The following is a 14901-nucleotide window of genomic DNA, read 5'->3' as shown; positions in this document are numbered from 1 at the left end:
AAATTTCGATATTAACAACACTATAAGGGAATATTTTAAAAAAAGGCAATATTAATATGAAAGGTAAACGCATAATAATAATAGGTGCTGGTCTGTTACAAGTACCTGCTATACAAATAGCTAAAGAAATGGGACTTTATACAATAGTTTTTGATTATAATAAAGATGCTCCGGGTATGCAGGTAGCAGATTATCCTATGATAGTATCAACTAGAGACGTTGATGGAAGCGTAAGAGCTGCTAGAGATTTAAGTCAAAAAATGGAAATACATGGTGTTATTACAGTAGGTACTGATGCTTCTACAACAGTTGCTGCAGTAGCAAATGCTTTAGGATTACCTGGTAATAGATTTGAAGATGCTTATGCTGCTTCTAATAAAATAAGAATGCGTGAAAGATTCAAAAAGAACAATGTTCCTCAGCCAAATTTTTTCCCTGTATGGAATTATGAGGAAGCAATGGAGGCATTTAAAAATTTAAATAAGCCTGTTGTAGTAAAACCAGCAGATAATATGGGGGCTAGAGGTGTAATGAAGGTATCAAAAGAAAATGATATCTTAGCAGCATTTAATAGAGCAAAAAGTGCCTCTCCTTCCGGTGAAGTTATAGTAGAAGAATTTATGGATGGTCCGGAACTTTCTATTGATATGCTTATATATAATGATGAAATTTATGTAACTGGAGTTGCTGACAGAATAATAGAATCTCCTCCATTTTTTATAGAAACAGGTCACATTATGCCATCTGCTTTAGAAAAAGAAAAGCTAGATGATGCTATTAATGTAATGAAAGCAGGCATAAAAGCATTAAATCTAAAAATTGGTGCTGCCAAAGGTGATATAAAAGTAACAAAAAATGGTGCTATGGTTGGAGAAATTGCGGCTAGACTTTCAGGCGGATTTATGAGTGCTTATACCTACCCTCTTGCTACAGGTGTAAATTTAATAAAAAATGCAATAGAAATAGCTTTAGGAAATCCTCCTAGTGATTTAGAACCAAAATGGGATAAAGTATCAGTTGAAAAAGCATTTATCCCAGGTACTGGTATAATAGAATCCATTGATGGTGTTGAAAATGCCAAGAAAGTAGAAGGTGTTAAAGAAATATTTATCAAAACAAAACCTGGAGATATATTAGTTACACCTACAAACAACTTGGAAAAAGCCGGTAATATAATAGCTGTAGGGGATACAAGAGATGAAGCTATAGCTATAGCAAATAAAGCTATGAGCTATGTACATTTCAAATTAACAGATGAAAAAAGTATAACTATAGACGAAATTAAAAAAATTGCTAAAGAAAAATTATCATCTAATTCAAATACTTCATATCTGTTTATTGAAGATAATGAAGATAAAACAGGACTCTCTGAATATAATTTCAGTCCTAGTATAATTCACAAAGAACCAGAAGCAAATATAGGAACTAATCTATTTAATATGCATCTGTCTCAGCCTACTATAATAGATACAATTCATAATTTAAGAGAAGCAATAGACGGAATTATGGATATAAAGGAATATTATGAGACAATTATAGATGTAGCTTCTAATTGTGAAGTTCTTGCCATACTTAATGATTTTAATGATGATGAAATATTTGAATTATCATTAAAAACTATAAAAGGAAGAAAAAGAGGTGTTATTATGATAGATGGTAATAATACCCAAGAAATAGTAACACAGAAATTACAATCTGCAGAAAAAAATGGGGCTTGTGCTGTTGGTATAGATTTTTCTTACTGCTATAATATAAATGAATTAAATAAAATACATTTCAAATCTGAAAAGGATTTAGCTAAAATAGCAAAACAATTAGATATACCTTTAATTATAAAAGGCATATCAAGCAATAAAGATTTAGACAATATAAAATTATCTCATATAAATAATGTTTATTTTTCAAATAATAATAAGTATGCATTAAAAGGTATGGAAAAAGTTGCCGATACTGTAAATAAAGTAGATTTTAATTCAAATCACTACTTTAATATACTTGCAGAATCTCCTAAATATGGAGTTGATGTATTTAAATATTTAGTATTGGGAGCAAATGCTGTTTGTGTTACAGAAGAAAGTTTTATCTCTATTATAGGAAAAGGCAGAAAAGGTCTTGAATATTTATTATATTCAAACAGAGATAAACTAGAAAAGATGATAAAGCTCTTTGGACAAACAGGTGATGTTAATTATATTAAATATTAATTAGTAAAAAATTAGGTAACTATTATGGAAGATAAACAAATAAACTTATCTAAATCATATATATACGGATTTTTTGCCGCTATGATATGCACTTTAATATACAGTGCTGTTATAATTCCTATTTATATACTATTAATATCATCAAATCCGCAGAATTTCTTTGTTTATTTATTATATACTCTTGATGTTTGGGTATGGATATGGATTGGTATATCTATATTGTATGCTTTCATTATAGTAATAATGCAGCCTACTAGAAACTATACTACCCTATCTAAAACTATAGAAAATTTGCTTTTCTTTGTAGTTACTTCTGTGATCATAATATTATCTCTTAGTTATGTTCCAGAAATACAAAAATTATTATACAGAAAAGATTATAACACATTTTATAGTACAATATTAGCTGTTGGATTATTTTTAATATCAATACAATTATCATACAATGTAAAAAAACTTACAATTTTTATGTATAAAACTATATTATTCAATTTAGGTTATAATGTAGAAGCTGAAGTAATAGATGAATATGATGATAATGAAGAAGCAAATAAAACAGATGATTATGAAGTTATAAGAATAGATAAATCAGAGTATGAAATATTTTCAAGCACTATAAAAAATATAATAGCATTTTCACAAAGATATAAACATGCTATAGGTATAATAGCTTTTAAAATATCTAATAAAGAGTCTATTATAAATGAATATGGAAATAATGCTTATAAAAAATTACAAGAAGAACTTATAAAAGCAATAAAGAAAAATGCTAGAATAGGAGAAAATCAATGTTTACTTTATGAAAACATTATATATTCTGTAATTTTTGCAAATGAAGAAGAGGCTTGGAAAGCTACTAAGAGATATTTTAAAGCATTAAAAAACTATAATTTTGAATATAATAATGAAAGCGTAGATATTAATGTATCTATGGCAATAAGCGGCTTTGATTTTTCTAATAATAGATCAAATAAAATGTCTGTCTTTGCTGTAAAAGACAGCATGATGAGAAAAATAAAAGATGCTTTAGTTGAATCAGAAGAAACTGGAAGTCCAGTTATATATTATGAATAATAATAAAAGGGATAAGAACTGTGGAAGCGTCATTAATTGTAATATTAGTTTTAATTGTTTTATTAGGTTTTGCCACTCAGTATGTTATAAAGAGCGGATCATACCCTATTAAACTAAAAAAAATCGTTCAGGCCTACAATGAACAAAATTATGATGTAGCTATGAGAGAGATTAATACCTTAGACCCTAAATATAAAAAAGATGCTAATATATTGTGGATGTGTGCAAATATGTACTATAAACAACAGCAGTATATACTTGCTATGGCTTCACTTCAAAATATGATAGATGGTGCATATTTTACTAAAGAATTAAGCGAATTAAATGTTAGAGAATTTTTAGCTAAAATATATGAACAAACTGGAAACACTAAAAAAGCTATAGATGAATATGATATGATAACAAAAATAAGGGATCAAGATTATGATTCTTTATACAAAGCAGGTTCAATTTGTTATAAATATGGTGAATGGGTATTGGCACAAAAATATCTTTCACTAGCAGCTGCACAAAATGATAGTAATCCTGAATTATTATACATGTTAGCTTACTGTTTTTATAAGCTTCGTTCTTATCATGCAGCTCAGCAGCAAATAGAAAAAGCTCTTACATTGGACAGCACAAATGCTGAATACCACTTATTACTTGGTGAAATATTATCTTCAAGCAGAGATTTCCAAAATGCTATTAAAGAATTAGAAATAGCTTATGAAAGTAATGAAATATCAGATAAAGATGCTATTTCATTGAATCTTGCTAACTCATATTATGAACTCGGAAATTATAGTAAAGCAAGAGAATATTATGGACAGGTATTAACTAAAGAAAATATACCAAATGAAAAAGTTGTTGATGAGAGATACAGATATGCTGAAACTTTAGTTAAGAATAAACAGTTTGAGGCAGCAGTTAAACAATGGGAGATAATAAAATCTATCAGAAATATATACTTAGATGTTGACCAAAAATTGAAAACTTATAGTTCTATTATCGCTAATAATGCATTTAGAACTGCATTAGAAATGGATATTATAGAATATTTGGAAAAATATTTCTATAGAATATTAACTTTGAATGGATATGTAGTTACTGAGCATACTAAGAAATCTGATACATTAGTATTCTTTGTTACTATTAAGAAATTCGGTTCAGAAGGTCAATCATATAAGAGTACATTTGCATTAGATACTTCTGGATATCCTATGAGACAAGAAACTGTAGATCAATTTATGGAATATGCTAGACAATATAGGAGTGCTCACTCATTCTTAATAAGTATAGGTGACTTTGCTCCAAACTTGAAAGTTGATGATACAGTAATGATAATTGAACCAGAAAGATTTGAAGCTATCATTGAAGGTGTTATTTCATTTAGCGACTAATGTTTTGAGGTTTTACTCATTTATATTTATACTCTATTATATAAAAAAGGTTATGATATTTATTTATCATAGCCTTTTTATTTTAACTACCCTACTTTTAGTATATACCTAAGTAAGTATATTTTGTCAAAAATCAATTTATATTTTTGTTTTTATATCTGGGGCTTTACCCTTACGAAGTACACAGAGTGCAGCCCCCCAGTTCTTTTACGACAGGAGGAAGTACTGTAAGTATTGCTATAAAATAACCTATATCCTCGTCAGGCTCGGACACGCTTTCGCGAAAGACTGCATTTGATGAAGTCCCCTTTAGATGTAACCTAATTTTTAGGTATTGCCATGCATTTAATGCATATTGTAATAATATAAGGTTGTAGTACTTGCGTTTTTAGCTCTGCGTGCCTTATGACGAAGTCGCGGCAAAAAAGTTGATAATACTATGCAAAAATATCAAAATTGACAAAATATAGTTGTTTAGGTATATATCCTATATTTAATATAAAGTTCTAGCAATTAGATTTTTTATAGAAAAATAATTTTTTAACAATAAAAAAGCGGACTGCCAAAATGACAACCCGCTTAATTTTTATTTTTAGTAATTATTTAATTATAAACCTAAAGAAACAATTACCAAGTTTTTGATAGTTGCAGTAGAACCAGCTTCTTTAGAAATCTCATCTACTAAACTTTTAATAGAGATTTTGTTATCAGTAAATAATTTTTGGTCTATAAGAACAGACTCAGAGTACCAAGCACCCATTTTACCTTCAACAATTTTTTCTATCATATTTTCTGGTTTGCCAGCTTCTCTAACTTGTTTTTCAAATATTTCTCTTTGTTCTTTAACAGCTTCAGGATCAATACCTTCTCTGTTTAAAGCTAAAGGTTTTTCACTAGCAACATGCATAGCTATTTGATCTGCTATTTCTTGACATTTACCTTGTGGTTTAACATCAAATTCAACAATAGCAACAAGTTTGTTATTGAAGTGAGCATAAGTACCGAAGAAACCATCTGTTTTCATGATTTTAGCTTCAGCAAGAACTGTTTTTTCACCCCATTTTTGTATACCTTCATTTATCATACCTTGAATAGTATCACCATTAGGGCCTTTAGCATTTAAAAGCTCATCAACTGAAACTTCATCAAAGCTCATAGCTACAGAAGAAATAACTTTTGCTAAATTTACAAATAATTCATTTTTAGCAACAAAGTCAGTTTCACATTGAAGTTCTACACAAGCAAGTTTATTTTTTTCATCATTAACACAAAAACCTATAGAACCTTCTTTAACTGTACGTTCATTCTTTTTAGCTGCAACAGCTGCACCTTTTTCTTTAAGAAGGCGGATAGCCTTATCCATATCACCATCTGTTTCTTGAAGAGCTTTTTTACAGTCCATAATACCTACGCCTGTACGTTCTCTAAGCTCTTTAATTACATCCATATTAATATTTGCCATTAAAATTATCCTTATATATTATTTTATTTATTAGCTAATCAAATTATTCGTCATCTTCTTGAGAAACACCATATTTTTCAGCAACAGCTTCAGCAGCTTCTGTAGCACTGTTGTCATAAACTTCTTCTTCTGGAACATCACTAGAAGAATCATGTTTAGATAATGTTTCTTTACCTGCTTCATTTTGTCCTTCTATAACAGCAGAAGCAACAACACCAGCAAATAAGCTTATAGCTCTTATAGCATCATCGTTACCAGGTATTGGGTGATCAATAACTTCTGGGTTACAGTTTGTATCTACAACTGCTACAACTGGTATTCCTAATTTTCTAGCTTCGCTTACTGCTATAGCTTCTTGCATTGGGTCTATTACAAATAACATATCTGGTAAATTTTCCATATCTTTAATACCAGCAAAGTTTTTTTCTAATCTTTCTTTTTCTTTCAAAAGAAGAATAACTTCTTTTTTAGGTAATTTATCAAAAGTACCATCAACTTCTTCTTTTTCTATTCTTTTAAGTCTAGCAATACTTTTTTTGATAGTAGCGAAATTTGTAAGCATACCACCTAACCAACGGTTATTAACGTAGTACATATCACATTTTTCAGCTGCTTCTTTGATGCTTTGTGAAGCTTGTTTTTTAGTTCCAACGAAAAGAACATTTCCGCCGTTTCTAGCCATTTCTTTAACAGCATCATAAGCTTTTTTAACATAAGTTAAAGTTTTCATAAGGTCAATGATATAGATATCATTTCTCTCTTGGAAAATAAAAGGTTTCATTCTTGGGTCCCATTTTCTAGTTGGGTGTCCAAAATGTACGCCTGCCTCTAAAAGGTCTTTCATAACTGGTAATGACATAATCATATCCTTTAAAATAAAAATAGAGTACCGACTACGGCACCCTATCCATAAATTTCATATATTAAAAACATTAGTATTATAAAAATCATAATGCTTTGATTACTTAATTTAAGTAACAATGTCTTTTATGTATTCTAAAAAGAATAACTAAGATCATTTTGCTATTATGGAAAAGTTTACCAATATAATCGGTCTTTAGTATAATAACATACTATGAAAAAAAGTCAATTATTTTTATTATATGTAATTATATTAAAAATTTATTATGATAACTTACTATAAAAAATTGTATATCATTCACCTGCTAATACAATTAACAATACAAAACTAATTAGTAGTATAAATGTGTTTACTAAAGCTAATATAAACAATATACGTTTAATATAACAAATTATTTTTTTATTTGTACTATTATCCTTAATACTGTTTTGTACAACATGCAATATTCCAGACAATAGAAATAATATAATTATAAAAATAATAAAAAACATAAACTCATTATATTACAAGTACAATAAATATTCAATTATTTTGACAAAAGATATTTATTTTAGTATAATGAATAAAAATCTTAATATGGATTTCATTATGCAAAATATTATCCCACCTATTTGGTTTATTAACAAAAATTCTTATAATAAAATTTTCAATAACTACTTTAATCAATTATCAAATGATGATAAAGAAGAATATAAAAATCTTTTTGAAGAACCAATTATATACAAAGGATTTTATAATAATAATTTTATTAATGAGAATGTATTTTCAAACAATGATTATAAAATTGAATATTGGAATGAAGAAGGAAAACAAAAATATTCTTTAAACAAATTAAAAACAGATTTCAACAAAGGAAAGAAAATAGATTTTTTATTTTTCTACGGACATACTAATGATAAAAATGAAATAACAAAATCTTCATTAAGCCAATGGTATATTAAAGATTTTAAAGCAAATAATTTAACATTTAATTGTATGGAAAAGTATATGATGTACAACAAGGCTTTGTTATTTGATGATAAAAAAATAGCTGAAGAAATTCTAAATAATAATCAGCCTAAAACTATAAAAGAATTAGGAAGAAAAGTAAGCAATTTTAAAGATGAAACATGGGGTAAAGTAAAATACACTATAATACTTAAAGGCAACTATCATAAATTTTCTCAAAATAATGATTTAAGAAATTTCTTATTAAATACAAAAAATAAAGTACTGGTTGAAGCAAGTCCTTACGATAAAGTATGGGGAATAAAAATGAAATATGATAATGAAAATATAGAAAATCCTTTCTTCTGGCAGGGTGAAAACTTATTAGGTTTTGCTTTAATGGAAGTAAGAGATGAAATAAAGAGAGTATATAAAAATTATGATATTATAGATTGGAATTCATTTAATAATAAATACAATTTTTCTTAACTATATAAATACATTATTCATCAATAATTAATATTATAGTAAACATAATATCAAAAATATTATCATTTTATATCTTTACAAAGTTAAATATTTTTGTATAATATTACTGTTTAATAACAATAAATAAAATAACAATAGAGGTAAATAAATGTCTGTAAAATGTGTTTGGTGCGGTAAGGAAATAGAAGAAGTACAAGGTCAAGCAACTATGGACACTTGTGATGAATGCGAAGATTTTTTTGAAGAACATATTGATGATATATCAGAATCTTTAAATGAACTTCTTAAAAAAAATGAATCTTCATCATCAAAACCTACAGAAAAAAAGGCATGGATAAGCTACTCTCTTATAACTGCAATTCATATGTTAAGCTCCAAACCATATATAGAGTTTAAAGATTCTAAATATAAAGATTTAATTTCGGATGATAAAAAATGAGAAAATTATATATAATAACTTTAATATTTTTATGCTTCACTGTAAGTTTAACACCAAAAACAAATGAGAATTTTTACTGTGAATATTGCGGAAATAAATTCAATTCTGTAAAAACATTAACATCTCAAAACTGCATGCGTCACCCTGATGGTAATTACAAAGGAAAGCATAAACTTTATGAAGGAAGCGAAAAAGATGAATATACATGCAAATACTGCGGTAACAAATACAAAACTCTAAAACAATTAACTTCTTCAAAATGTATGCGTCACCCTGATGGTAATTATAAAGGATATCATTCTCCAGCACTATAAATAATATACTCAATAATTTATTATAATCAGAAAATTAATTTTATAATCAAATCTATATAGTTTATTTATATCATTAATATAAATTATTTTCTATATAAAACAGTATAAAACAAAAGACAGAAGAATTAATTTGATTAACTCTCCTGTCTTTTTTGTAGATAGGTATAAACATGTATATAAATATTTGATAGCTTCTAATTTATTTATTCATCTAAAGTTATTAAAACCTCTCTAGGCTTACTGCCGTTTTCTGGGCCAACTATTCCTTGACGCTCCATTATCTCTACTATTCTAGCAGCTCTGTTATATCCTATTTTTAAACGTCTTTGTAAGAATGATGCACTTGCTTTACCTGTTCTAGCAACCAATTGAACTGCATCCTCCCAAAGTTCTTCATCAAGTATATCTTCTTCATCAGTATTTTTATCATCTGCATCGCTTCCTTCTAAAGCAGCAATCAAGCTCTCATCAAACATAGGAGACATTTGACCAGATAAATAATCAACAACCTTTTTAACTTCATTATCAGAAACAAAAGCTCCCTGAACTCTATCCGGCATTTGACTACCGGAAGCACAGAATAAAGCATCTCCTTTACCTAATAATTGTTCAGCACCTGACATATCAATTATAATTCTTGAGTTAGTTTTGTTAGGTACTTGGAATGCTATTCTTGTTGGAAGATTAGCTTTTATAACTCCTGTAACAACATCAGCAGAAGGTCTTTGAGTAGCTATTATTAAATGTATGCCAACTGCCCTACTCATACCAGCCAAACGTGATATTAAATCTTCTACTTCTTTTGAAGCAACAACCATTAAGTTATGAAGCTCGTCTATTACAAGCACTATATAAGGGAATAATTCTAAAGGTTCTCCATTGAATTCTGTTTCACCCTCTTTAAGTAATTGTCTTACTTTCTCATTATAAGTTTTTACATTTCTAACGAAGAATCTTTCCATTCTCTCATATCTTTTTTCCATTATATCTACAATATATCTCAATACTATTGTGGCTTTCTTTTCATCTGAAACTACAGGAGACATCAAATGAGGTATTCCATTATAAATAGAAAGCTCTACTCTCTTTTTATCAACGAATATAAATTTAAGTTCATCTGGTCTAAACTTATATAAAAGTGAAAGTATTATTGTAGATAAACAAACACTTTTACCGGAACCAGTAGTACCAGCAACCAATAAGTGAGGAGCTTCTGACATATCAGATACAACATTATTTCCGTAAATACCTTTTCCAAGTACAAATGGTATATCAAGTTTTGATTGTCTGAAATCTGTACTTTCTAAGACATCTCTTAAATAAACCGCATTTCTCACTTTATTAGGTATCTCTATTCCTATAACAGAACGTCCCGGTATAGGAGCAATTATCCTTACACTTTCAGAAGCTAAAGCCAAAGCAATATTATCTGTAAGGTTTGATATTTTAGAAACTCTTATTCCAGATGCTATTTCAAGTTCATATCTTGTAATAACTGGGCCTCTTGATACTCCTGTAACTTTTGCTTCAATATTAAAATCTAATAAAGTATTTTCAAGCTGCATAGCTGTTTGCTTTATTGATTCCATCATAGCACTATCATTTACTGGTATAGATCTATTTAATAAATCAAAAGGCGGATGCTTATAATGTTTATCAACATACTTTGTATCAAAATTTGATTGTATGCGTTCGCTATCTGTATTCTTAATGCTTTTAGTTCCTATTATAACTTTTTTAGGTTTATCTAATGTATCAACACTTTTTTGTGATTCCATATTTATAAAACCTGATGTTTCCTCATTATGAATAGGTTCTGATGTAATATTATCTTCTTTTTCTATTTTTTCAGCTTCTTTATTATCATTATGATGCTGTTCTTCTTGAATATTATTATTAACATTATTTGCCAATCTGTTATGTTCTATTAAATTATTATTAGAAGTTGATAAATATTCATCATACATATTATCATCATTATTATTGTAATCGTCTATATAGTCAATTTCTTTTATTGATGTTCTTGTCTTTAATCTAACATCTTCTATATCATTATTATTAGTGTTATAAAGTTCTTCTTCGTCTAAATCAAATTCATCTATTCTTCTGTCAATTTCATTATCATTGTTATGATTATAAGTTGGTATATGATCTTCTCTGTTATATGCTCTTTTTGATGCATATCCCATACCAAATTCAAAAACTTCTTTTTTATTTTTATTATTAGAAGAATAAGCAGGTTTATTTATAGATGCAGTAGAAACATATTCTTTTTCTTCTATATGATAATTATTATTTATAGAATCATCATTACTAGCTTTGTTAATAGTTTCTATTATATTATCTATATTGTTGTTATATTCTTCCTGCTCAATTTCTTGATTTCTTTTAATCTCTTTGTTTTCTTCTACTAATCTTTGAAGCTTCTCAAAACTATCTTCTTCTTTTTGAATATATTCATCTGGCATTAAATTATTTTCATTTTCTATATATTCATCTTCTTCATGATTTTCATAACCATTATAATGTCTATAATTATCATAATTCAACATTAAATCTTCATTATCATTTTCACTATTTTTTGCTTTAACGTACTGTTCTCCAACATTATACTTAGCATAATTATTTACAGAATCATCATAAGCAGCTCTTTTAAAATCTGATTTTCTTAAATAATTAATACCATAATCAAGAGCCTCAAAAACATTTGACTCTACATCTTCATTTTTTTTTTTATTATTTATAAAATCATTATAATAATCTCTGTAATATTGATCTTCCATTTCCATACTGCTTTGGTAAATATGAGAAGTTCTATTAGCTTTATCCTTTCCAAATACAACTTCAGCTAAAGTCAATCCTAAATCTTCTTCTTTATTTTCCATTGTATTTATATTTATTCCGTTAAAACTGCTACTTTTTAAATTTTCTATAATAGTATCTAAATTTTTATTTTCTGATTCATTTTTCTTGAAGAAACTATCCATAGCATTATTCTTTTTATTTAAACTTTCTCTGTAACTTTTTTCATCAAAACCATATTTATTATCACCAACTTTTTCTATAAAAGGTATAGTTTTCAATTCTAATTCTGAAACTTCTTTTGTAGTAAATAAAGGTAAACAATCTTTTGTATATGTTTTTTCACTTGCAGTACTTTCAGAAGTATGTGAAGTATTTTTCATATTTTTCATTTCTAAATCTTTTATTCCATTAACAACTTTTTTCTCTATATTTTTTATTTTTTCTAAATCAACACTTTTTACCATATCTCTAAAATAATGAACTAAATCCATTATAGAAACTTTTGTAAATATGATAGTTGTAATTAAAAGTGCTGATATTACTATCATAATAGCACCTGTTTTACCAAATAATGATACTAAAGAGCCTCCTATAAACTCTCCTACCATTCCGCCTTTATTATAAAATTCTAAACTGCCTAAAAATATATTTAATAATATACTAAACAATATCATTAAAATAGATGATGATACAGAAGATATTAATATTTTATCAGCAGAATTTTTTAATATAATATTAACACCTGCATACATAAAAAATGCTGGTATAATATAAGAAGCAAAACCAAATGCTAAAAATGAGTAAGTAGAAATGTATGCCCCAAATATCCCAAGAAGATTTGTTATTTCTCTGCCGGAGTTTAAATCTTCCATATTCATACTTAAATATGAAAGAAGCAAAATTCCAGAAAACAAAATACATAAAAATCCAACTACATCAAAGAATATATTTCTATTCTCATAAGTTTCTTCATAGTAGTCATCAAAATATTCATTATCTTGTTTATTTTGTTTATCTTCTTTCTTTTGAACTTTTCTCTCTTGAGCTCTTTTTTGTATTGCTAATTTTCTTTTAAATAATCCAAACATAACAAAACTCCAATACTCATAATGTCATAAAATATACTACTACTGCAATTCCTACTATCATACAATAGAAACCAAAGTAAAATAGTTTACCTTTCTTCAAAAATGCCATTAAAAACTTAAGTGCTATAATACCAAATACAAATGCTGTTATAAATCCAACTAAAGCATAGGTTAAATTAAAATCAGCAAGATCTTTTATTGATAAAAGTAATGCTCCAAATATAGCAGGCAATGATATTAAGAATGAAAATCTTCCTGCTAAATCTCTATTCAATCCCAAAAATAAAGCTATACTTATAGTCATACCAGATCTTGAAATTCCAGGAAAAACTGCTACTGCTTGAGCTAATCCTATAACAAAAGCATTATAATATGTCATTGTAAAAATATTTTTAGAATCATTGCTATAAGTATTTTTATCAAACTTCCTAGTCAATAAAAGTATAGAACCTGTTATAACTAAATTAAGTCCTATTCTTTGTATTTCTAAATTACTTAAATATTTTTCTAAAAAAAGTCCTACTATTGCTACTGGTATAGAAGCAATTATCACCATTAATGAAATTCTGAAACCTTCATTATTCTGACTTGAATTTTTGAAATCTTTTAAACCTGTAAAAAAGCCTGTTATTGCTTTAATAATATCTTTATGAAATATCAAACAAGTAGCTAGGAAAGTACCGAAATGCAAAGCTACTTCAAATGATAATATATTTTCAGCATGAAAATTAAGAAAATATTCAACTATTCTTAAATGCCCAGAACTAGATACTGGAAGGAATTCGGTTATTGCCTGTACAAAACCTAATATTACAGCTTTAATCATTAAACTACCCCGTTTGTTTACATAATACTAAAATTATTTTCGGATAGCCAAAAAAAAACAATAGTAAAAAATTATGTAAACTGAATTATGATAAGTAGGAGAAATGATTAAATATTATGTAAATATAAAAAAATAGGCTCCTTTATTAAAGAAAGCCTATTTTATGAGTGATATATAAAAAATTATACGAATTAATTATCTACAAAGTATAAACTGATTTGTCCGCCTACATCAACAGCACCAAAATCATTTTTTATGAATCTAGCATCATTAACAACACCAGGTCCGAAATCATAACCTACATAAGCACCTATACCTAAAGCTGTTTCATCACTGAAATAGAATAAATAATCTAATGTAAGTTTAAGATAAGGAATTGCCAACATTTTATATTTATTTTTAATATCTTGTAAAGTATAGTAATAATTTGCATTTTCAAACTGAGCATAAGTTTCATTATAATTCTTTGTTGATTCTCCGCCAGCTAATGGTATTTTTACTCCAGCACCAATTCCTATAAAAAAGCTTCTTATATTAAATTTTGGTAATATACCTATATTTAAAGTATCAAAATAGTATGTTGTTTTAACATTTTGATATTGACCAGTACTTCCAGCAAGTTTGCTTTCATTATATGCATAAACATCTCTATGATAGGCTATGTCTAATGATAAAGAAAATCCCATATAATTATCAAAACCATTATATATACCAGGTGTAATACCTATACCCCATTCAAAAGCTGCACCTGTAGTTAATTTACCATCATTATTATTTACACCTAATTTATAATCCTGATAGCTTTGGGAAATAGATGCTCCTAAAGGTATGTATAAACCTATTCCAGCATTAAAGTCTGCAAACACTGTTTGTATCTGCAATATAAAAATAGTAATAATAGCAACGAATATTTTTTTCATAAATGCCCCCTTATTAATTAGCTATACTTATATTATAGTATATTGTAAATAAATGTCAAGAAAAAGTAAATATTTTTTACTAAAAAACTAAAATTTGTAAGTTAAAGTA

Annotated in this window: 11 protein-coding genes; 6 read left to right on the top strand and 5 right to left on the bottom strand. The window is 27.3% G+C overall.

Going from position 1 to position 14901, the window contains the following annotated elements:
- Nucleotides 1-56 precede the first annotated feature (56 nt).
- Genes R4K56_RS00370 through R4K56_RS00360 form a run of 3 tightly spaced genes read left to right on the top strand, consistent with a single transcriptional unit; the run spans nucleotide 57 to nucleotide 4660 of the window.
- The gene (locus R4K56_RS00370; RefSeq protein ID WP_335771796.1) at nucleotides 57-2204 is read left to right on the top strand and encodes an ATP-grasp domain-containing protein; all 2148 of its coding nucleotides are present in this window, start codon (nucleotides 57-59) and stop codon (nucleotides 2202-2204) included.
- 24 nt (nucleotides 2205-2228) lie between these two features.
- The gene (locus R4K56_RS00365; protein ID WP_335756299.1) at nucleotides 2229-3278 is read left to right on the top strand and encodes a hypothetical protein; all 1050 of its coding nucleotides are present in this window, start codon (nucleotides 2229-2231) and stop codon (nucleotides 3276-3278) included.
- Between the two features lie 20 nt (nucleotides 3279-3298).
- Nucleotides 3299-4660 carry a tetratricopeptide repeat protein gene (locus R4K56_RS00360; RefSeq protein WP_335756298.1) on the top strand — a complete coding sequence of 454 codons (1362 nt, stop codon included), beginning with the start codon at nucleotides 3299-3301 and terminating at the stop codon, nucleotides 4658-4660.
- A gap of 607 nt (nucleotides 4661-5267) precedes the next feature.
- On the opposite strand, the gene tsf is transcribed toward R4K56_RS00360, so the two are convergent.
- Complete coding sequence (gene tsf / locus R4K56_RS00355; RefSeq protein WP_335771797.1) at nucleotides 5268-6122, bottom strand: translation elongation factor Ts; 855 nt, start codon at nucleotides 6120-6122, stop codon at nucleotides 5268-5270.
- Nucleotides 6123-6165: 43 nt separating this feature from the next.
- Nucleotides 6166-6981 (bottom strand): 30S ribosomal protein S2, encoded by an 816-nt coding sequence (gene rpsB / locus R4K56_RS00350; protein ID WP_297295325.1) that lies wholly within the window; start codon nucleotides 6979-6981, stop codon nucleotides 6166-6168.
- Nucleotides 6982-7572: 591 nt separating this feature from the next.
- Here rpsB and R4K56_RS00345 point away from each other — a divergent pair.
- From R4K56_RS00345 to R4K56_RS00335, 3 genes are all read left to right on the top strand, one after another.
- Entirely contained in the window at nucleotides 7573-8400 is an 828-nt protein-coding gene (locus tag R4K56_RS00345; RefSeq protein ID WP_335786875.1) for an NADAR family protein, read from the top strand.
- Between the two features lie 148 nt (nucleotides 8401-8548).
- The gene (locus R4K56_RS00340) at nucleotides 8549-8839 is read left to right on the top strand and encodes a hypothetical protein (protein ID WP_335769030.1); all 291 of its coding nucleotides are present in this window, start codon (nucleotides 8549-8551) and stop codon (nucleotides 8837-8839) included.
- Nucleotides 8836-9153 carry a hypothetical protein gene (locus R4K56_RS00335; RefSeq protein WP_335756294.1) on the top strand — a complete coding sequence of 106 codons (318 nt, stop codon included), beginning with the start codon at nucleotides 8836-8838 and terminating at the stop codon, nucleotides 9151-9153. The genes R4K56_RS00340 and R4K56_RS00335 overlap by 4 nt, the downstream gene beginning before the upstream one ends.
- 203 nt (nucleotides 9154-9356) lie before the next feature.
- On the opposite strand, the gene R4K56_RS00330 is transcribed toward R4K56_RS00335, so the two are convergent.
- From R4K56_RS00330 to R4K56_RS00320, 3 genes are all read right to left on the bottom strand, one after another.
- Nucleotides 9357-13046, bottom strand: coding sequence for a DNA translocase FtsK (locus R4K56_RS00330; protein WP_335771666.1), 3690 nt, complete (start codon nucleotides 13044-13046; stop codon nucleotides 9357-9359).
- A 16-nt stretch (nucleotides 13047-13062) separates the two neighbouring features.
- Nucleotides 13063-13872 carry an undecaprenyl-diphosphate phosphatase gene (locus R4K56_RS00325; RefSeq protein ID WP_335771665.1) on the bottom strand — a complete coding sequence of 270 codons (810 nt, stop codon included), beginning with the start codon at nucleotides 13870-13872 and terminating at the stop codon, nucleotides 13063-13065.
- A 191-nt stretch (nucleotides 13873-14063) separates the two neighbouring features.
- Entirely contained in the window at nucleotides 14064-14792 is a 729-nt protein-coding gene (locus R4K56_RS00320; RefSeq protein WP_335771664.1) for a hypothetical protein, read from the bottom strand.
- Nucleotides 14793-14901: the final 109 nt, after the last annotated feature.

It is taken from the genome of Brachyspira pulli, assembly GCF_036997785.1.
GTDB classification, from domain to species: Bacteria; Spirochaetota; Brachyspiria; order Brachyspirales; family Brachyspiraceae; genus Brachyspira; species Brachyspira pulli.
Note: the sequence above shows the minus strand (reverse complement) of the source record. Positions and strands in the feature narration are given on the sequence as shown.